Origin of the sequence: Pseudonocardia sp. Ae331_Ps2, from assembly GCF_001932405.1 — a bacterium.
In the GTDB taxonomy this organism is placed as follows: domain Bacteria; phylum Actinomycetota; class Actinomycetes; order Mycobacteriales; family Pseudonocardiaceae; genus Pseudonocardia.
In genome coordinates this window covers 241,435-257,643 of the sequence record NZ_MCIM01000001.1, presented here as the reverse complement: position 1 = coordinate 257,643, position 16,209 = coordinate 241,435, and the positions used below count along the sequence as shown (strand labels likewise).

Sequence of the window (16,209 nt, the reverse complement as noted above, 5' to 3'; positions counted from 1 at the left end):
CGGACACACGCGAGGGGCCCGGCCGGTGCGGCCGGGCCCCTCGGGGTGCGTACGACGTCAGGCGATCTGCCGGTCACCCGGGTTGATCGGGCGGGGCAGGACGGAGCGGCCGGTGAGCCACTCGTCCACACCCGCTGCCGCGGAGCGGCCCTCGGCGATGGCCCACACGATCAGCGACTGGCCGCGGCCGATGTCACCGGCGACGAACACGCCGTCGACCGAGGACATGTAGCGCTCGTCGCGGGCGACGTTGCCGCGCTCGTCGAGGTCGACCTGGAGGTCGTTCAGCAGGGCGCCCTTCTCCGGGCCGACGAAGCCCATCGCGAGCAGCACCAGCTGCGCCGGGAGCTCCCGCTCGGTGCCCTCGACGGGCTCGAAGCCGGACTCCCCGCGCTTCACCTCGACGATCCGGATGCCGGCGAGCTTGCCGTCGGCGTCCTTCACGAACTCGGTCGTGTTGACCGAGAACAGCCGCTCGCCGCCCTCCTCGTGGGCCGAGGAGACGCGGTAGACCATGGGGTAGGTCGGCCACGGCATGTTCTCGGTGCGGTGCTCCGGCGGGGTCGGCATGATCTCCAGCTGGGTCACCGAGCGCGCACCCTGACGGTGCGAGGTGCCCAGGCAGTCGGCGCCGGTGTCACCGCCGCCGATGATCACGACGTCCTTGCCCTCGGCGGAGATGGGCGGTGCGTCGAGGTCGCCCTGCTGCACGTGGTTGGCCCACGGCAGGAACTCCATCGCCTGGTAGACGCCCTCGGCGTCGCGGCCCTCGGCGGGCAGGTCGCGCCACGCCGTCGCGCCGCCGGCGAGGACGACCGCGTCGAAGTCGGCGCGCAGCTGCTCGACGGTGATGTCGGTGCCGACGTCGACCGAGGCCCGGAAGTGGGTGCCCTCGGCGACCATCTGCTCCAGGCGCCGGTCCAGGCGCGCCTTCTCCATCTTGAACTCGGGGATGCCGTAGCGCAGCAGCCCGCCGATGCGGTCGGCCCGCTCGAACACGACGACGTCGTGCCCGACCCGGGTCAGCTGCTGGGCGGCGGCCAGCCCGGCCGGCCCGGACCCGACGACGGCGACCTTCTTCCCGGTCTTCACCTCCGGGACCATCGGGGGCACCCAGCCCTCGTCCCACGCCTTGTCGATGATCTCGATCTCGACCTGCTTGATCGTGACCGCGTCGTCGTTGATGGCGAGCACGCACGCCGCCTCGCACGGGGCGGGGCACAGCGTCCCGGTGAACTCCGGGAAGTTGTTCGTGGCGTGCAGCCGCTCGATCGCCTCGCGCCAGTCCCGGCGGTAGACCAGGTCGTTCCACTCGGGGATGAGGTTCCCCAGCGGACAGCCCTGGTGACAGAACGGGATGCCGCAGTTCATGCAGCGCCCGGCCTGCTTCTCGAGGGTCTGCTTCGGGAAGTCCTCGTAGACCTCGCGCCAGTCCATCAGCCGCAGGTCCACCGGCCGCCGGGTCGGCGTCTGCCGGGGAGTGGTCATGAAGCCCTTGGGGTCACCCATGAGCAGCCTCCATGATCGCCTGGTTGACATCGCGGCCCTCGCGCTCGGCGTTCTCCGTCGCGAGCAGCACGCGCTTGTAGTCCTTGGGCATGACCTTGCCGAACCGCTCGACCGCGTTGTCCCAGTCGGTGAGCAGCGCGTGCGCCACCGCGGAGCCGGTCTCGGCGTGGTGCCGCTCGACGAGGTCGTGCACGATCGACCGGTCCTCGTCCGCGAGCGGGTCGAGGTCGACCATCTCCGGGTTGACCCGGTTGCGGTCGACGTCGAGCAGGTAGGCGACGCCACCGGACATGCCGGCGGCGAAGTTCCGCCCGGTCCGCCCGAGGACGACGACCCGGCCACCGGTCATGTACTCGCAGCCGTGGTCACCGACGCCCTCGACGACGGCCACCGCACCCGAGTTCCGGACGCAGAACCGCTCGCCGACGACACCGCGGATGAACATCTCGCCCGAGGTCGCGCCGTAGCCGATCACGTTGCCGGCGATGACGTTCTCCTCGGCGGGGAACGGCGACGACGGGTCCGGCCGCAGGGTCAGCCGGCCACCGGACAGCCCCTTGCCGAAGTAGTCGTTGGTGTCGCCCACCAGCCGCAGCGTGATGCCCTTGGGCACGAACGCACCGAAGCTCTGGCCGGCCGAGCCGGTCAGCGTGATGTCGATCGTGTCGTCGGGCAGGCCCTTGCCGCCGTGTGCCCGGGTCAGCTCGGACCCGAGCATCGTGCCGACGGTGCGGTTGACGTTGCGCACCGGCAGGTCCAGCCGGACCCGGTCGCCGTTGCGCAGTGCGCCCTCGGCCAGCTGGATCATGGTGTTGTCCAGCGCCTTGTCCAGGCCGTGGTCCTGCTCGCGGGTCCGCTTGCGCGGCGCGTCGTCCGGCACGTCGGCGATCTTGAAGATCGGCGAGAGGTCCAGGTGCTTGGACTTCCAGTGCTGGGCCGCGGTGTCGACGTCGAGCACGTCGGCCCGGCCGATCGCCTCGTCGAGCGAGTGGAAGCCCAGCTCGGCGAGGATCTCGCGAACCTCCTGCGCGACGAACCGCATGAAGTTCACGACGTACTCGGCCTTGCCGTTGAACTTCTTGCGCAGCTCCGGGTTCTGCGTCGCGACGCCGACCGGACAGGTGTCGAGGTGACAGACGCGCATCATGATGCAGCCCGACACGACCAGCGGGGCGGTCGCGAAGCCGTACTCCTCGGCGCCGAGCAGCGCCGCGATGACGACGTCACGGCCGGTCTTGAGCTGGCCGTCGGCCTGCACCGTGATCCGGTCGCGCAGCCCGTTGGCCATCAGCGTCTGCTGGGTCTCGGCCAGGCCGAGCTCCCAGGGGCCGCCGGCGTGCTTGATCGAGGACAGCGGCGAGGCGCCGGTGCCGCCGTCGTGGCCCGAGATCAGCACGACGTCGGAGTGCGCCTTGGACACACCGGCCGCCACGGTCCCGACGCCGACCTGGGACACCAGCTTCACGTGGATGCGGGCCCGCGGGTTGGCGTTCTTCAGGTCGTGGATGAGCTGCTTGATGTCCTCGATCGAGTAGATGTCGTGGTGCGGCGGCGGCGAGATGAGGCCGACGCCCGGCGTCGAGTACCGAGTGGTCGCGATCCACGGGTAGACCTTGCTGCCGGGCAGCTGACCGCCCTCACCGGGCTTGGCGCCCTGGGCGATCTTGATCTGGATGTCGTCGGCGTTGACCAGGTACTCGGAGGTGACGCCGAACCGGCCGGACGCCGCCTGCTTGACCGCACTGCGCCGCGAGTCGCCGTTGGGGTCCGGGGTGAAGCGGTCCGGGTCCTCGCCGCCCTCACCGGTGTTGGACCGGCCGCCGATGCGGTTCATCGCGATCGCCAGGGTCTCGTGCATCTCCTGGGAGATCGAGCCGTAGGAGATCGCGCCGGTCGCGAACCGGGTCATGATCGACTCGATCGACTCGACCTCGTCGATCGACACGGGCTCGCGCCCGTCCTTGAAGCGGAACAGGCCGCGCAGCGTCATCAGCCGCTTCGCCTGGTCGTCGACGGCCTTCGTGTACTCCTTGAAGACCTCGTACTTCCCGGCCCGGGTGGAGTGCTGCAGCTTGAAGACGGTCTGCGGGTTGAACAGGTGCAGCTCGCCCTCGCGGCGCCACTGGTACTCGCCGCCGACCGGCAGCGCCCGGTGCGAGGCACGGACGTCGTCGGCGGGGTAGGCGCGCCGGTGGTGGGCCAGGACCTCCTCGGCGAGGACGTCGAAGCCGACGCCGCCGATCCGCGACGCGGTGCCGCGGAAGGCCGCGTCGATGACCTCGGAGCCCAGGCCGACGGCCTCGAAGATCTGCGCACCGGTGTAGGACGCGACCGTCGAGACGCCCATCTTCGACATGGTCTTGCGGACACCCTTGCCGAGCGCCTTGACCAGGTTCTTCGCCGCGGTCGGGCCGTCGACGCCGGGGATGTCGCCGCGCTCGGCGAGGTCCTCGACCGTGGCCATCGCCAGGTACGGGTTCACCGCGGAGGCGCCGTAGCCCAGCAGCAGCGCGATGTGGTGGACCTCGCGGGCGTCCGCGGACTCCACGACCAGCCCGACCCGGGTACGCGAGCGCTCCCGGACCAGGTGGTGGTGCACGGTGCCGGTGAGCAGCAGCGACGGGATCGGCGCGTGCTCGGCGTCCACCCCGCGCTGGGACAGCACGATCAGGCGGGCCCCGTTCTCGATCGCGCGGGACACCTCCTGCTTGATCTCGGCCAGCCGCGAGAGCATGCCCTTGCCGCCGTCGCGGGCGGTGAAGGTGCCGCGGACGACGTGCGAGGCGAAGCCGGGGAACTCCCCGTCGTCGTTGATGTGGACGATCTTCGCCAGGTCGTCGTTGGTCAGCACCGGGAACGGCACGACGATGGTCCGACAGTGCGCCGGCGTCGCGTCGAGCAGGTTCTGCTCCGGCCCGAGCTGGCTGAACAGCGAGGTGACGAGCTCCTCGCGGATCGCGTCCAGCGGCGGGTTGGTGACCTGGGCGAACAGCTGGATGAAGTAGTCGTAGAGCTGGCGCGGGCGCTCGGCGATCGCGGCGAGCGGCGCGTCGTTGCCCATCGAGCCGATCGGCTCGGCCCCGGACACCGCCATCGGGCGGAGCAGGACGTTGAGCTCCTCCTCGGTGTAGCCGAGGGCCTGCTGGCGCAGGTTGAGCGTCTCGTGGGTCGGGGTCTCGCGGGTACGGGCGGGCAGCTCGTCGAGCCGGATCAGGCCGGCGTGCAGCCAGTCGGCGTACGGGTGCTCGGCCGCCAGCGCGCCCTTCACCTCGTCGTCGTCGACGATCTTGCCGAGCTCGGTGTCGATGAGGAACATCCGGCCCGGCTCGAGGCGGCCCTTGCGGACGACCTTGTCGGGCGCGACGTCCAGCACGCCGACCTCGGAGGCGAGCACGACCAGGCCGTCCTCGGTGACCCAGTAGCGGGCCGGGCGCAGGCCGTTGCGGTCGAGGACCGCACCGATCCGGGTGCCGTCGGTGAACGCCACCAGGGCCGGTCCGTCCCACGGCTCCATCAGGGTGGAGTGGTACTCGTAGAACGCCCGCCGGGCGGGGTCCAGCTCGGTGTTGTGCTCCCAGGCCTCCGGGATCATCATCAGCACCGCGTGCGGCAGGCTGCGACCGGACAGGTGCAGCAGCTCCAGGACCTCGTCGAAGGTGGCCGAGTCCGACGCGTCCGGGGTGACGATCGGGGTCAGCCGCGACAGGTCGCCGGGCAGGTTCGCGGACTCCAGCAGCGACTCGCGGGCCGCCATCCAGTTCCGGTTGCCGCGCAGCGTGTTGATCTCACCGTTGTGCGCCACGTAGCGGAACGGGTGCGCCAGCGGCCACGCCGGGAACGTGTTCGTCGAGAAGCGCGAGTGCACGATCGCCAGCGCGGAGGTCACGCGCTCGTCGTTCAGGTCGGGGTAGAACGCCGCGACCTGCGGCTCGGCGAGCATGCCCTTGTAGATGACGGTGCGCGGCGACAGCGACGGGAAGTAGGTCTCGGTGTCGTGCTCGACCCGCTTCCGGAAGCAGAACGCGCGGCGCTCCAGGTCGATGCCGGCGGGCGCGCTCTCCGGGGCGTCCCCGGTCAGCTCCACGCCACCGACGAACAGCTGCCGGAAGCCCGGCATGGCGTTCCGGGCGATGGAGCCCAGGTCCGCGGCGTCGGGGTCGGTCGGGAGCTCGCGCCACCCGAGGACCGTGAGGTCCTCCTCGGCGGCGAGCGCGTCGATCCGCTCGATCGCCGCGGCGGCCTCGGCCTCGTCACGCGGCAGCATCGCGATGCCGGTGGCGTAGGCGCCCTCCGCGGGCAGGTCGAAGTCGGTGACCTCGCGGTAGAACGCGTCCGGGACCTGGATCAGGATCCCGGCACCGTCACCGGTGTTGTACTCGGCGCCACGTGCACCGCGGTGCTCCAGTCGCAGCAGGGCCTCGATGGCCTTCTGCACGATGGCGTGGCTGCGCTTGCCGGTGACGTCGGCCAACATGGCCACACCGCAGGCGTCGTGCTCGTGATCGGCGGCGTAGAGCCCACCGGGCGAGGGGCGACGCGTCTGGTCACTGATCGCGGCCAACTGCTCCTCCTGTCGTCTCGGTGCACCTGGAGCCACCCGCATCGGACGACCCGGACAGGCAAGCTCGCTGCGGTCCGAAAAGGGTTCTCAGAGTACAGCGCGCAGCCCGAGTGGGACGTGCGACGAGGGCCGTTCAGGTGCACCGTGCCGCCGGGTGGGTGACCGGCGGACGGAATCTTCCTCCGGGCACGCCGAGCGGCCGGGCGCTGACTTCCAGTACCCGGCCGTTCCTGCGGCACGGTTCGACCGCACACCCCGGCGAGTGCGGTCTGGCGAGTGCACAGAGTCGCACGTCGCAACCGTGGTGCGCTACTGAGAGCGGCCCACCTGTCCCGTGATGTGGATCGCTGACCATGCGAGCAGGTCAACGTTGCCGTCCCGTGTCCGGACGGTGAGCCGAGCGTGACCATCCGTCGGGAAGTGCCGTCTACTGCGTGGGATCGCCGTGCGGGAGCGGGTCGTTACGCGCCGCGTCCCGGGAACCGGGGGAGACTGGGCGCGATGAACGCGTCGCCGCACACGCCCGCCGCCGGGCCGCCGCCGTCCTCACCCGACCGGGTGTCCGACGAACGGGTCGCCGCGGTGCTCGCCGATGTCGCCACGATCGGTCCCTGGTTCGCGGTGGCGACGCCCGCCGCGTCCGGCACCGTCCGGTGGGACGCGCTCTACGCCGCGCCCGTGGTCGGTGGCCCGGACCCGCTCGGCCGGCGGATCGACGAGGTCACCACCGCGCTCGGCGGGGACCGGCGGGTCGGGGCATCGGTCGCGGTGATGGGGCTCGCGGCGCGGATCGTGTCCATGCCCTTCGCGGCCGTGGCCCTGCACGGTGTCCTCCCGTCGCTCGGGGAGCTGCGCCGGGACCCGGGCGCAGCCGACCCGTGGGCGGCCGCCCTGCCCGCCGGGACCACCGGCATCGCCACCCCGGACGTCGCCGTCGACCCGGCGGGCGCCGCGGACCTGCTCGCCCGGGAGCTCGCCGACGCCCATCTGGAGCCGCTGTACGCCGCCGTCGCCGTCCGCGCCGCGGTGTCGCCGCGGGTGCTGCGCGGCAACGTGGTGTCCTCGATCGGCGGGGCGGCGCGGGTCATGGAGGCCGTGCGGCGCCCGGACCGGCGTCGGTACCTGGCCCTGCTCGACGCGCTCGTCGACCACCCGGTGCTGCGCGGGCCGTTGCCCTCGGGGGCGACCGGGCGCCTGCTCCGTCTCGACGACACCGACCCGGACACCGAGTGGGCGTTCCGGCGCCGCTCCTGCTGCCTCTACGTCCGCGCCCCCGGCGGCGGGACCTGCGGCGACTGCGTGCTCGCCGGCCGCGCCTGACCGGGACACCGCACCGCCCCCGGACACCGCCCCCCGGCACCGCCCCGTCCTCCGGCGCGGCCCGGCAGCGCCCCGGGTCGCAGGCAGCGCAGGCGGCGCAGGCGTGCCAGGGCGGCGCCGGGCGGAGCTCAGGCCGGCAGCACGATGTCGGCGACGGTGACCCGCACCCGGGCGTCGAGGCCGCACACCGTCGCGACCTCCTCGGCCACCTCCCGGCGCACCCGTTCGGCCAGCTCGGCGCAGTTCGTGCCGAACCGCACACCCACCGTCACCCGGATCTCGGCCTCGTGCCCGTGCACCGACGCGACCAGGCCCTGCACCCGCAGCTCCTCGGGCACCGGGTCGCGGGGCAGCCAGTCCGCGGCCAGTCCCAGCAGGGTGTGCGCGACGTCGCCCATCAGCGCCACGACCCCCGGGACCCGCCGGACCCGTCGCGCCGCCACCCGCGCGACGGCCAGGTCGGAGACGGACACCGTCGTCGGCCCGCTCATGCCGGCTCCTCCCAGAGGTCCTCGACGAGGATGTCCACCCCGGCGATCGGCACGCCGAGCGTGCGGTCCCCGGCCGAGATCATCATCTGCCGGACGCGGGCGGTGACCGACGCGAGGTCGACGCCGAACCGCGCGGCGACCGTCACCCGCACCCACACCGCGGGCGGGCCGTCCGCGGAACCGTCCGGGTCGCGGAGCTGCTCGATCCGGCAGCGGCGGGCCCGCAGCCCGTCCATCGTGTCCACGACGTGGCGCAGCGCCGCCTCGGCGGTTGGCCTGCCGAGCCACGCGTCCGGGCCGAGGGTGAGCAGCTCGTGCGGGCGCAGGTCCGCGACGACCGCGCCCATCACCTGTTCCAGCACCGACGGCGGCGGCCGCAGCGGCTCGGCCGCCATCCTCGCCACCAGCCCGCCGAGCCGGTCGTGGTCGGCGCGTGCGCGCACGCAGTGCGGACAGGTCAGCTCGTGCTCGTCGAGCACGCCCTCCTCCGCGTGGTCCCAGACGTCGGCGGCGTCCCGGCCGCAGGCCAGCGGCTCGACGCGGTCCGCCCCGGTCCTCCCTACCGCCATGCCCGCATCCTCTCCGCCAGTGCTCCGCGCGCCCGGTGGATCCGGCCGCGGACGGCGGTCTCGCCCGCCCCGGTGATCTGGGAGATCTCGCTGTAGCCCAGCCCCTCCAGCTCCCGCAGCACCCACGCCGTGCGCTGATCCTCCGGCAGCGACGCGACCGCCCGCGACAGTGCCGCCATCTCCGCGTCGACCTCGGCGGCCCGCTCCGGGGTGGGGGAGCGGTCGTCGGCCGGCGCGCCCGGACCGTCGTCGGTCGGGAGCGGGTCGGTCCGTCGTCTCCGCCGTGCCAGTGCGGTGCAGCGGTGGGTGACGATCCGGTACATCCAGGTGGAGAAGGCCGCCTCGCCGCGGAAGGTGCCGATCCGCCGCCAGGCGTCGATGAGCGCGTCCTGCAGGGCGTCCTCGGCGTCGGTGGCGTCGCCGAGGACCCGGACCGCGACCCGGAACAGGGCGTTCTGGTGGCGGCGGGCCAGCTCCTCGAACGCGCCGACGTCGCCGTCCTGGGCCCGGACGACCAGCGTGGTCTCGTCCAGCTCGGCCCGCGACGGCACCCGTGCCGGCTGTGCCGACGGCACGTCAGGGCTCGGTGGTCGGGCGGCCGGTGGGCCGCTGACCTGCGCGTTCACCATGGACGGCCCCGTCGGGGTGTGAGCGGTGGAAGGTGGGGGTAGTCCCCACTCGTCGAGGACGGTAGCGACCGGCGGGCACCCCCGCCCGCCGGACACGCGACCGGGAAGCAGGTGAGTTCCATGGGTCTCGGAGACAAGATCAGCAACAAGGCCGAGGAGCTGGGTGGCAAGGCCAAGGAGGCCACCGGCGAGGCGACCGACGACAAGGACCTGCAGGCCGAGGGCAAGGCCGACCAGGCCACCGGCAACCTGAAGCAGGCCGGCGAGAAGCTCAAGGACACCTTCAAGAGCTGACCCGCGCACCACGACGGCGGCGGCACCCCACAGCGGGGTGCCGCCGCCGTCGTCTGTCGCTAAGGTCCGGCCCCGTGACCGACCCCGCCGCAGGACCCGGCCCGCAGGCCGTCGCGGACGCCGTGCTGGCCCACCCCTCGGTGCTGCGCCTCGACGGCGGCCCGTTCGGCGCGATCGCGTCGTACCTGCCCGGGCACCGGGTCCAGGGTGTGCGGCTGGCCGACCCGGTCGAGATCGCCGTCGTCCTCCGGCTGGGCAGGCCCTTCGCGGAGGTCGCCGACGAGGTCGCCGACCGGGTCCGCGCCGTCCTCGGTGACGACACCCTGGCCGTGGACGTGACCGTCGCCGGCGTCGGTGCGGCCGGCGGTGTCGAGGGCCCCGCCGCACCGTGACCCGCGCCCGGGCCGTCGCACGGTGACCGGGCTCGCCTAGACTCGCGCGAGCCCCGCCGTCACCGGGCGCGTCCCACGTACCCGGCGGCCGGTGGCACGGGACGCCCGGCGCGAGAGCCGGGATCGTCCGGCGCCGGCGGGCGGGGCCACCGACCGGGGGCCGCGCGAGCCGCGGCCCGATGCATCACTCGTACCGCCCCAAGGAGTTCCACCGTGAAGAGCACCGTCGAGCACCTCAGCCCGACGCGCGTCCGGATCAACGTCGAGGTGCCGTTCGACGAGCTCAAGCCCGACTTCGACCGCGCGTACAAGAAGATCGCCCAGCAGGTCCGCATCCCCGGCTTCCGCCCGGGCAAGGCGCCGGCCCGCATCCTGGAGGCCCGGATCGGCCGTGGCCCCGTCCTGGACGAGGTCGTGAACGCCGCGATCCCGGTGAAGTACCAGGAGGCCGTGGTGACGTCCGAGGACGTCAAGCCGATCGGCCGGCCCGACATCGAGGTCACCGAGATCGCCGACGGCGAGCGCATCGCGTTCACCGCCGAGGTCGACGTCCGCCCCGAGATCACCCTCCCCGACCTGGACGGCCTGACCGTCGAGGTCGACGAGACCGAGGTGACCGAGGACGAGGTCACCGAGCAGCTCGACCAGCTGCGCGCCCGTTTCGGCACCCTGGCCGGTGTCGACCGCCCGGCGCAGAAGGGCGACTACGTCCAGATCGACCTCTCCGCCGCCGTCGACGGCACGCCGATCGAGGAGGCCACCACGACCGGCTTCTCCTACGAGGTCGGCCAGGGCGGTCTCATCGACGGCATCGACGAGGCCCTCGAGGGCATGTCGGCCGGCGAGGAGAAGACCTTCACCTCGAAGCTGGTCGCCGGCGAGCACGCGGACTCCGACGCGGAGATCACCGTCAAGGTGACCACCGTGAAGGAGCGCAACCTCCCCGACGCCGACGACGAGTTCGCCCAGCTGGCGTCGGAGTTCGACACCCTCGACGAGCTGACCGAGAACCTGCGCGAGCGCCTGGGCCGGTCCAAGCGGATGGAGCAGGCCGCGCAGGCCCGCGACCGTCTCCTGGACAAGCTCGTCGAGGACACCGAGGTGCCGCTGCCGGAGTCGGTCGTCGCGGCCGAGGTCGAGACCCGCACCCACGACGCGGTGCACGCCTTCGACCACGACGAGGACAAGTTCGGCGAGTTCCTCTCCTCGCAGGACAAGACCCGCGAGCAGTTCGACACCGAGACGCGCGAGGAGGCCGAGAAGGCCGTCCGCTACCGCCTCGTGCTCGACACCCTGGCCGACCGCGAGGAGATCTCGGTCGGGGACCAGGAGCTCACCGAGCGGATCATGTACCAGGCCCAGCAGTACGGCATGGCCCCCGAGCAGTTCGTCCAGCAGATCCAGCAGGCCGGCCAGCTCGGCGTGATCTACCAGGACGTGCGCCGCTCCAAGGCGCTGATCACCGCCGTGCGCGCGGCGACCGTCACCCTCCCGGGTGGCGAGGTCGTCGACCTGTCCGACCTGCTCGGGCCGGACGAGGACGAGACCACCGTCGAGGAGGTCCCCGCGACCGATGTGGACGGTGCCGCCGACACCGCCGACGAGGCCGCCGACACCGCCGACACCACCGCGGAGACCACCAGCGACGAGGCCTCCGACAAGGCCTCCGACAAGGCCGACGCGAAGGCCTGACCGGCCGTCGTCACCCGGCCTCGCACGACGTGCCGTGCGCTGTCGGCGAACATCGGGCGTCGTTCCCTACGCGGGGCCCCCGCTCCGCGTAGGGTCGGCCCCGAACCGGTCCCCACCGGACCGTGAACGGGTTCGCAAGACCCGACACCGGAGAACCGAGAGCGATCCAGAGGAAGACTCCGGGACCCCCTCCCACGGCGTCCGCGCCGCGGGAGCGGGCCCGACTTCGGAAAGCAGGGTGAAGTGAGCCAGCAGGACACCGGCCCGTCCGCGGGCCGCGGCACCGGGCCGCAGATGCGGTCCGGCATCAGCGCTATGTCGCTGTCCGACTCCGTGTACGACCGCCTGCTCCAGCAGCGCATCATCGTGCTCGGTCAGCAGGTGGACGCGGAGATCTCGAACCGCATCGCGGCGCAGATGCTGCTGCTCGCGGCCGAGGACCCGGACAAGGACATCGAGCTCTACATCAACTCGCCCGGTGGCTCGGTCACCGACGGCATGGCCATCTTCGACACGATGAACCTGATCCCGTGCGACGTGGCGACCACGGCGATGGGCATGGCCGCGTCGATGGGGCAGTTCCTGCTGTCGGCGGGCACCCCGGGCAAGCGCTCGGCGCTGCCGCACGCGCGGATCATGATGCACCAGCCGTCCGCCGGCGTCGGCGGCACGGAAGCCGACATCACCATCCAGGCCGAGCAGTTCCGCCGCACCAAGCGGGAGATGGCGGAGCTGATCGCCCAGCACACCGGTCAGTCGGTCGAGACCATCGAGCGTGACTCCGACCGCGACCGCTGGTTCTCCGCGCAGGAGGCCAAGGACTACGGCTTCGTCGACCACGTCGTCACGCACGCGGGCCGGATCGGCGAGCAGAACGGGAGCGCCCAGTGAGCACCTTCGACCCGCGCCACCCGGAGTCGATGACCGACCTGCGCGGCCCCGGCGGCTGGGCGCCGGACCTGGCCCGTTCCCGGTACGTGCTCCCGTCGTACGTGGAGCGCACCAGCTACGGGGTCAAGGAGTCGAACCCGTACAACAAGCTCTTCGAGGAGCGCATCATCTTCCTCGGTGAGCAGATCAACGACACCTCGGCGAACGACACCATGGCCCAGCTGCTGGTGCTCGAGTCGCTCGACCCGGACCGCGAGATCTCGCTGTACATCAACTCGCCGGGCGGGTCGTTCACGTCGCTGATGGCGATCTACGACACGATGCAGTTCATCCGGCCCGACATCCAGACCGTCTGCCTCGGGCAGGCGGCGTCGGCGGCGGCCGTGCTGCTGTGCGCCGGTACCCCGGGCCGCCGCATGGCGGTCGAGAACGCCCGCATCCTGATCCACCAGCCGGCCACCCAGGGCGTGTACGGCCAGGTGTCGGACCTGGAGATCCAGGCGGCGGAGATCTCCCGCATCCGCAAGCGGATGGAGGAGGTCATCGCGCGGCACTCCAACCGGACCGCGGAGCAGGTGCGCGAGGACATCGACCGGGACAAGATCCTCACGGCCGAGGAGGCCAAGGACTACGGCCTGGTCGACGAGATCGTGCAGAGCCGCAAGCTGTCCGGTACCGCCGGCGGCAAGTGACACCCGGGTCACCGGCGGCCGGATCCGGCCGCCGGTGACCGCCCGGCGACCCGCCGGGGAACCGGACACCGCTTCCGGTCCCCGTGCGGGCCGCGGGCAGGTACCGTCAACCCGGCACGGGGCGACGGGCGCGACGCGAGAACGCCGGACCAGGACTGGGGATCGACACCTATGGCACGCATCGGCGACGGCGGGGACCTGCTCAAGTGCTCGTTCTGCGGGAAGAGCCAGAAGCAGGTCAAGAAGCTCATCGCCGGCCCCGGCGTCTACATCTGCGACGAGTGCATCGATCTCTGCAACGAGATCATCGAGGAGGAGCTGGCCGAGGCCGGTGAGGTCAAGCTCGACGAGCTGCCCAAGCCCACCGAGATCCACGAGTTCCTCGACCAGTACGTCGTCGGTCAGGCCACCACCAAGCGCACGCTGTCGGTGGCGGTCTACAACCACTACAAGCGCATCCAGGCCGGCGAGCGCAGCCGTGCCGCGGGCGGCGACGCCTCCGACGGCATCGAGATCGCCAAGTCGAACATCCTGATGCTCGGCCCCACCGGCTGCGGCAAGACCTACCTGGCGCAGACGCTGGCCAAGATGCTCAACGTCCCGTTCGCCATCGCCGACGCGACCGCCCTCACCGAGGCCGGCTACGTGGGCGAGGACGTCGAGAACATCCTGCTCAAGCTCATCCAGGCCGCCGACTACGACGTGAAGCGCGCCGAGACCGGCATCATCTACATCGACGAGGTCGACAAGATCGCGCGGAAGTCGGAGAACCCGTCGATCACCCGTGACGTGTCCGGCGAGGGCGTGCAGCAGGCGCTGCTGAAGATCATCGAGGGCACCACCGCGAGCGTCCCGCCGCAGGGCGGTCGCAAGCACCCGCACCAGGAGTTCATCCAGATCGACACGACGAACGTCCTGTTCATCGTGGCCGGCGCCTTCGCCGGGCTGGAGCGGATCATCGGCGAGCGGGTCGGGCAGTCCGGCATCGGCTTCGGCGCCGACATCCGCTCGAAGAAGGACCTGGACTCCGCGGAGCGCTTCGCGGAGACCCTCCCCGAGGACCTGATCAAGTTCGGCCTGATCCCCGAGTTCATCGGCCGGCTCCCGATCGTCGCCTCGGTGACCTCGCTCGACAAGGACGCCCTGGTCAAGATCCTGACCGAGCCGCGGAACGCCCTGGTGAAGCAGTACCGCAAGCTGTTCGAGATGGACGGCGTGGAGCTGGAGTTCGCCGAGGACGCCCTCGACGCCGTGGCCGACCAGGCGATCCTGCGTGGTACCGGCGCCCGTGGCCTGCGGGCGATCATGGAGGAGGTCCTCCTCCCGGTGATGTACGACATCCCCAGCCGCGACGACGTGGCGAAGGTCGTCGTGACCGCCCAGACGGTGAAGGACAACGTCAACCCGACGATCGTCCCGCGCCAGCCGCAGCGCCGGGAGCGCCGCGACCGCTCGGCCTGAGCCGCCGCACGCACCGACCCGACGCCGGTCCCACCAGCAGGTGGGACCGGCGTTGTCGTATCGAGACCGGCTCGGGTTGCCGCACCCTTCCGCACTACTTAGCGTTGCTCCGTCAACAGTCGACGGAGGGGCGAGATGTCCGGATTTCTCACGCGTGAGCGCATCGTCGCTCCACCCGGATGGAGCCGTTGGCTCGTCCCACCGGCGGCGCTGTCCATCCACCTGGCGATCGGCCAGGTCTACGCCTGGAGCGTCTTCAAGACCCCGCTGGCGACCGCGCTCGACCTGTCGGGCGTCGCCACGGCGCTGCCCTTCACCCTCGGCATCATCATGCTGGGGCTGTCCTCGGCGCTGTTCGGCACGAAGGTCGACAGCAACGGCCCGCGCTGGGCGATGGTCGTCGCGTCGAGCTGCTTCGTCGCCGGGTTCCTCATCTCGGGTCTCGGCCTCTACGCCGAGCAGTACTGGCTGGTCGTGCTGGGCTACGGCTTCGTCGGCGGCATCGGCCTGGGCATCGGCTACATCTCGCCGGTCTCCACGCTGATCAAGTGGTTCCCGGACCGCCCCGGCCTGTCCACCGGCCTGGCGATCATGGGTTTCGGCGGTGGCGCGCTCATCGCGACCCCGCTCACCAACTCGCTGCTGTCGGCGTTCGGCGGCTCCGGTGACGACGCCACGTCCTCCGGCATCGGGTCCACGTTCCTCACGATGGGCCTGATCTACCTGGTCTTCATGTCGGTCGGCTGGATCCTCATCCGGGTGCCCGCCGAGGGCTGGACGCCGCCGGGCTGGGACCCGTCGACGGCCAGGAAGAGCGGGATGATCTCGACCGGGAACGTCTCGGCGAACAACGCGATCCGCACGCCGCAGTTCTGGCTGCTGTGGGTGGTGCTGTGCTTCAACGTCACCGCGGGCATCGGCATCCTGGAACGGGCCTCACCGATCTTCCAGGACTTCTTCGCCGAGAACGGCGCCACGGCCACCCTCGCCGCGGCGGCCGGCGGGTTCGTCGCGATCCTGTCGCTGGCGAACTCGGCCGGGCGCATCGCCTGGTCGTCGCTGTCGGACGTGCTGGGCCGCAAGAACATGTACCGCATCTACCTGGGCGTCGGCGCGCTGCTGTACCTGCTGATCACGCTGATCCCGAACCAGTCGCGGGCGCTGTTCATCGTCGCCGCGGTGCTGATCCTGTCGTTCTACGGCGCCGGGTTCGCCACCGTCCCGGCGTACCTGCGGGACCTGTTCGGCACCTACCAGGTCGGCGCGATCCACGGCCGGCTGCTGACGGCGTGGTCCACCGCGGGCGTCCTCGGGCCGCTGATCGTCAACGCGATCGCCGACGCGCGGATCGACGCCGGCGTCGAGGGCCCCGCCCGGTACACGACCGCGTTCGTCATCATGATCGTCCTGCTGGTCATCGCGTTCGTCTGCAACGAGCTGATCAAGCCGGTCGACGGGAAGTTCCACGAGCCCACGGCGGCGGCCGCCCAGGGCCCCACACAGCAGAAGGAGACCGCGTGAGCAGCGTTGCCGAGACCGGCGGGTCGTCGACCTGGGGGCCGGTGCAGTGGGTCGGCGCCGTCCTGGCCTGGTTGTGGGTCGGCGTGCCGTTCGCCTACGGGCTCTACGAGCTCGTGCTGAAGATCCCCGCGCTGTTCGGCTGAGACTTCGCTTCCCGTTCACCCGGACGGTCCGGATCGTCCTCACC

The 16,209-nt window shown here is 71.7% G+C and carries 14 protein-coding genes; 9 read left to right on the top strand and 5 right to left on the bottom strand.

Going from position 1 to position 16,209, the window contains the following annotated elements; all coding sequences use genetic code 11:
• Nucleotides 1–57: 57 nt before the first annotated feature.
• Nucleotides 58–1,509: a glutamate synthase subunit beta gene (locus tag Ae331Ps2_RS01260; RefSeq protein WP_020624139.1), complete on the bottom strand. Its 1,452-nt coding sequence runs from the start codon at nucleotides 1,507–1,509 to the stop codon at nucleotides 58–60.
• A complete protein-coding gene (gene gltB, locus Ae331Ps2_RS01255; RefSeq protein ID WP_371335793.1) occupies nucleotides 1,502–5,983 on the bottom strand; it encodes a glutamate synthase large subunit in 4,482 nt (1,493 codons plus the stop codon). Before gltB ends, Ae331Ps2_RS01260 begins: the two co-directional genes overlap by 8 nt.
• A 588-nt stretch (nucleotides 5,984–6,571) precedes the next feature.
• Between gltB and Ae331Ps2_RS01250 the strand changes: the two genes are divergently transcribed.
• The gene (locus tag Ae331Ps2_RS01250) at nucleotides 6,572–7,390 is read left to right on the top strand and encodes a (2Fe-2S)-binding protein (RefSeq protein ID WP_075311275.1); all 819 of its coding nucleotides are present in this window, start codon (nucleotides 6,572–6,574) and stop codon (nucleotides 7,388–7,390) included.
• A gap of 128 nt (nucleotides 7,391–7,518) precedes the next feature.
• Here Ae331Ps2_RS01250 and Ae331Ps2_RS01245 read toward each other — a convergent pair whose 3' ends face one another.
• Genes Ae331Ps2_RS01245 through Ae331Ps2_RS01235 form a run of 3 tightly spaced genes read right to left on the bottom strand, consistent with a single transcriptional unit; the run spans nucleotide 7,519 to nucleotide 9,025 of the window.
• Nucleotides 7,519–7,881, bottom strand: coding sequence for an Asp23/Gls24 family envelope stress response protein (locus tag Ae331Ps2_RS01245; protein ID WP_075311276.1), 363 nt, complete (start codon nucleotides 7,879–7,881; stop codon nucleotides 7,519–7,521).
• Nucleotides 7,878–8,450: a hypothetical protein gene (locus tag Ae331Ps2_RS01240; protein ID WP_020625708.1), complete on the bottom strand. Its 573-nt coding sequence runs from the start codon at nucleotides 8,448–8,450 to the stop codon at nucleotides 7,878–7,880. The genes Ae331Ps2_RS01245 and Ae331Ps2_RS01240 overlap by 4 nt, the downstream gene beginning before the upstream one ends.
• Nucleotides 8,441–9,025, bottom strand: coding sequence for an RNA polymerase sigma factor (locus Ae331Ps2_RS01235; RefSeq protein WP_233147472.1), 585 nt, complete (start codon nucleotides 9,023–9,025; stop codon nucleotides 8,441–8,443). Before Ae331Ps2_RS01235 ends, Ae331Ps2_RS01240 begins: the two co-directional genes overlap by 10 nt.
• 174 nt (nucleotides 9,026–9,199) lie before the next feature.
• Here Ae331Ps2_RS01235 and Ae331Ps2_RS01230 point away from each other — a divergent pair, with 174 nt between their 5' ends.
• The 8 genes from Ae331Ps2_RS01230 to Ae331Ps2_RS31760 all read left to right on the top strand — a co-directional run bounded on the left by Ae331Ps2_RS01230 (nucleotide 9,200) and on the right by Ae331Ps2_RS31760 (nucleotide 16,165).
• Nucleotides 9,200–9,373: a CsbD family protein gene (locus Ae331Ps2_RS01230; protein WP_020625706.1), complete on the top strand. Its 174-nt coding sequence runs from the start codon at nucleotides 9,200–9,202 to the stop codon at nucleotides 9,371–9,373.
• Nucleotides 9,374–9,447: 74 nt separating this feature from the next.
• The gene (locus Ae331Ps2_RS01225; protein ID WP_075311278.1) at nucleotides 9,448–9,765 is read left to right on the top strand and encodes a hypothetical protein; all 318 of its coding nucleotides are present in this window, start codon (nucleotides 9,448–9,450) and stop codon (nucleotides 9,763–9,765) included.
• 213 nt (nucleotides 9,766–9,978) lie between these two features.
• A complete protein-coding gene (gene tig, locus Ae331Ps2_RS01220; RefSeq protein WP_075311279.1) occupies nucleotides 9,979–11,457 on the top strand; it encodes a trigger factor in 1,479 nt (492 codons plus the stop codon).
• A 294-nt stretch (nucleotides 11,458–11,751) separates the two neighbouring features.
• Entirely contained in the window at nucleotides 11,752–12,348 is a 597-nt protein-coding gene (locus Ae331Ps2_RS01215; protein WP_043280209.1) for an ATP-dependent Clp protease proteolytic subunit, read from the top strand.
• 29 nt (nucleotides 12,349–12,377) lie between these two features.
• Complete coding sequence (locus Ae331Ps2_RS01210) at nucleotides 12,378–13,040, top strand: ATP-dependent Clp protease proteolytic subunit (RefSeq protein WP_075313027.1); 663 nt, start codon at nucleotides 12,378–12,380, stop codon at nucleotides 13,038–13,040.
• Between the two features lie 171 nt (nucleotides 13,041–13,211).
• Entirely contained in the window at nucleotides 13,212–14,501 is a 1,290-nt protein-coding gene (gene clpX, locus Ae331Ps2_RS01205; protein WP_075311281.1) for an ATP-dependent Clp protease ATP-binding subunit ClpX, read from the top strand.
• Between the two features lie 135 nt (nucleotides 14,502–14,636).
• The gene (locus tag Ae331Ps2_RS01200) at nucleotides 14,637–16,022 is read left to right on the top strand and encodes an OFA family MFS transporter (RefSeq protein ID WP_075311283.1); all 1,386 of its coding nucleotides are present in this window, start codon (nucleotides 14,637–14,639) and stop codon (nucleotides 16,020–16,022) included.
• Complete coding sequence (locus tag Ae331Ps2_RS31760) at nucleotides 16,019–16,165, top strand: hypothetical protein (RefSeq protein ID WP_020625699.1); 147 nt, start codon at nucleotides 16,019–16,021, stop codon at nucleotides 16,163–16,165. The genes Ae331Ps2_RS01200 and Ae331Ps2_RS31760 overlap by 4 nt, the downstream gene beginning before the upstream one ends.
• Nucleotides 16,166–16,209: the final 44 nt, after the last annotated feature.

Excerpts from the sequence above, each read along its gene's own strand:
- Ae331Ps2_RS01260 (WP_020624139.1), bottom strand. The coding sequence starts at position 1,509 with ATGGGTGACCCCAAGGGCTTCATGACCACTCCCCGGCAGACGCCGACC.
- gltB (WP_371335793.1), bottom strand. The coding sequence starts at position 5,983 with ATGTTGGCCGACGTCACCGGCAAGCGCAGCCACGCCATCGTGCAGAAG.
- Ae331Ps2_RS01250 (WP_075311275.1), top strand. The coding sequence starts at position 6,572 with ATGAACGCGTCGCCGCACACGCCCGCCGCCGGGCCGCCGCCGTCCTCA.
- Ae331Ps2_RS01245 (WP_075311276.1), bottom strand. The coding sequence starts at position 7,881 with ATGAGCGGGCCGACGACGGTGTCCGTCTCCGACCTGGCCGTCGCGCGG.
- Ae331Ps2_RS01240 (WP_020625708.1), bottom strand. The coding sequence starts at position 8,450 with ATGGCGGTAGGGAGGACCGGGGCGGACCGCGTCGAGCCGCTGGCCTGC.
- Ae331Ps2_RS01230 (WP_020625706.1), top strand. The coding sequence starts at position 9,200 with ATGGGTCTCGGAGACAAGATCAGCAACAAGGCCGAGGAGCTGGGTGGC.
- Ae331Ps2_RS01215 (WP_043280209.1), top strand. The coding sequence starts at position 11,752 with ATGCGGTCCGGCATCAGCGCTATGTCGCTGTCCGACTCCGTGTACGAC.
- Ae331Ps2_RS01210 (WP_075313027.1), top strand. The coding sequence starts at position 12,378 with ATGACCGACCTGCGCGGCCCCGGCGGCTGGGCGCCGGACCTGGCCCGT.
- clpX (WP_075311281.1), top strand. The coding sequence starts at position 13,212 with ATGGCACGCATCGGCGACGGCGGGGACCTGCTCAAGTGCTCGTTCTGC.
- Ae331Ps2_RS01200 (WP_075311283.1), top strand. The coding sequence starts at position 14,637 with ATGTCCGGATTTCTCACGCGTGAGCGCATCGTCGCTCCACCCGGATGG.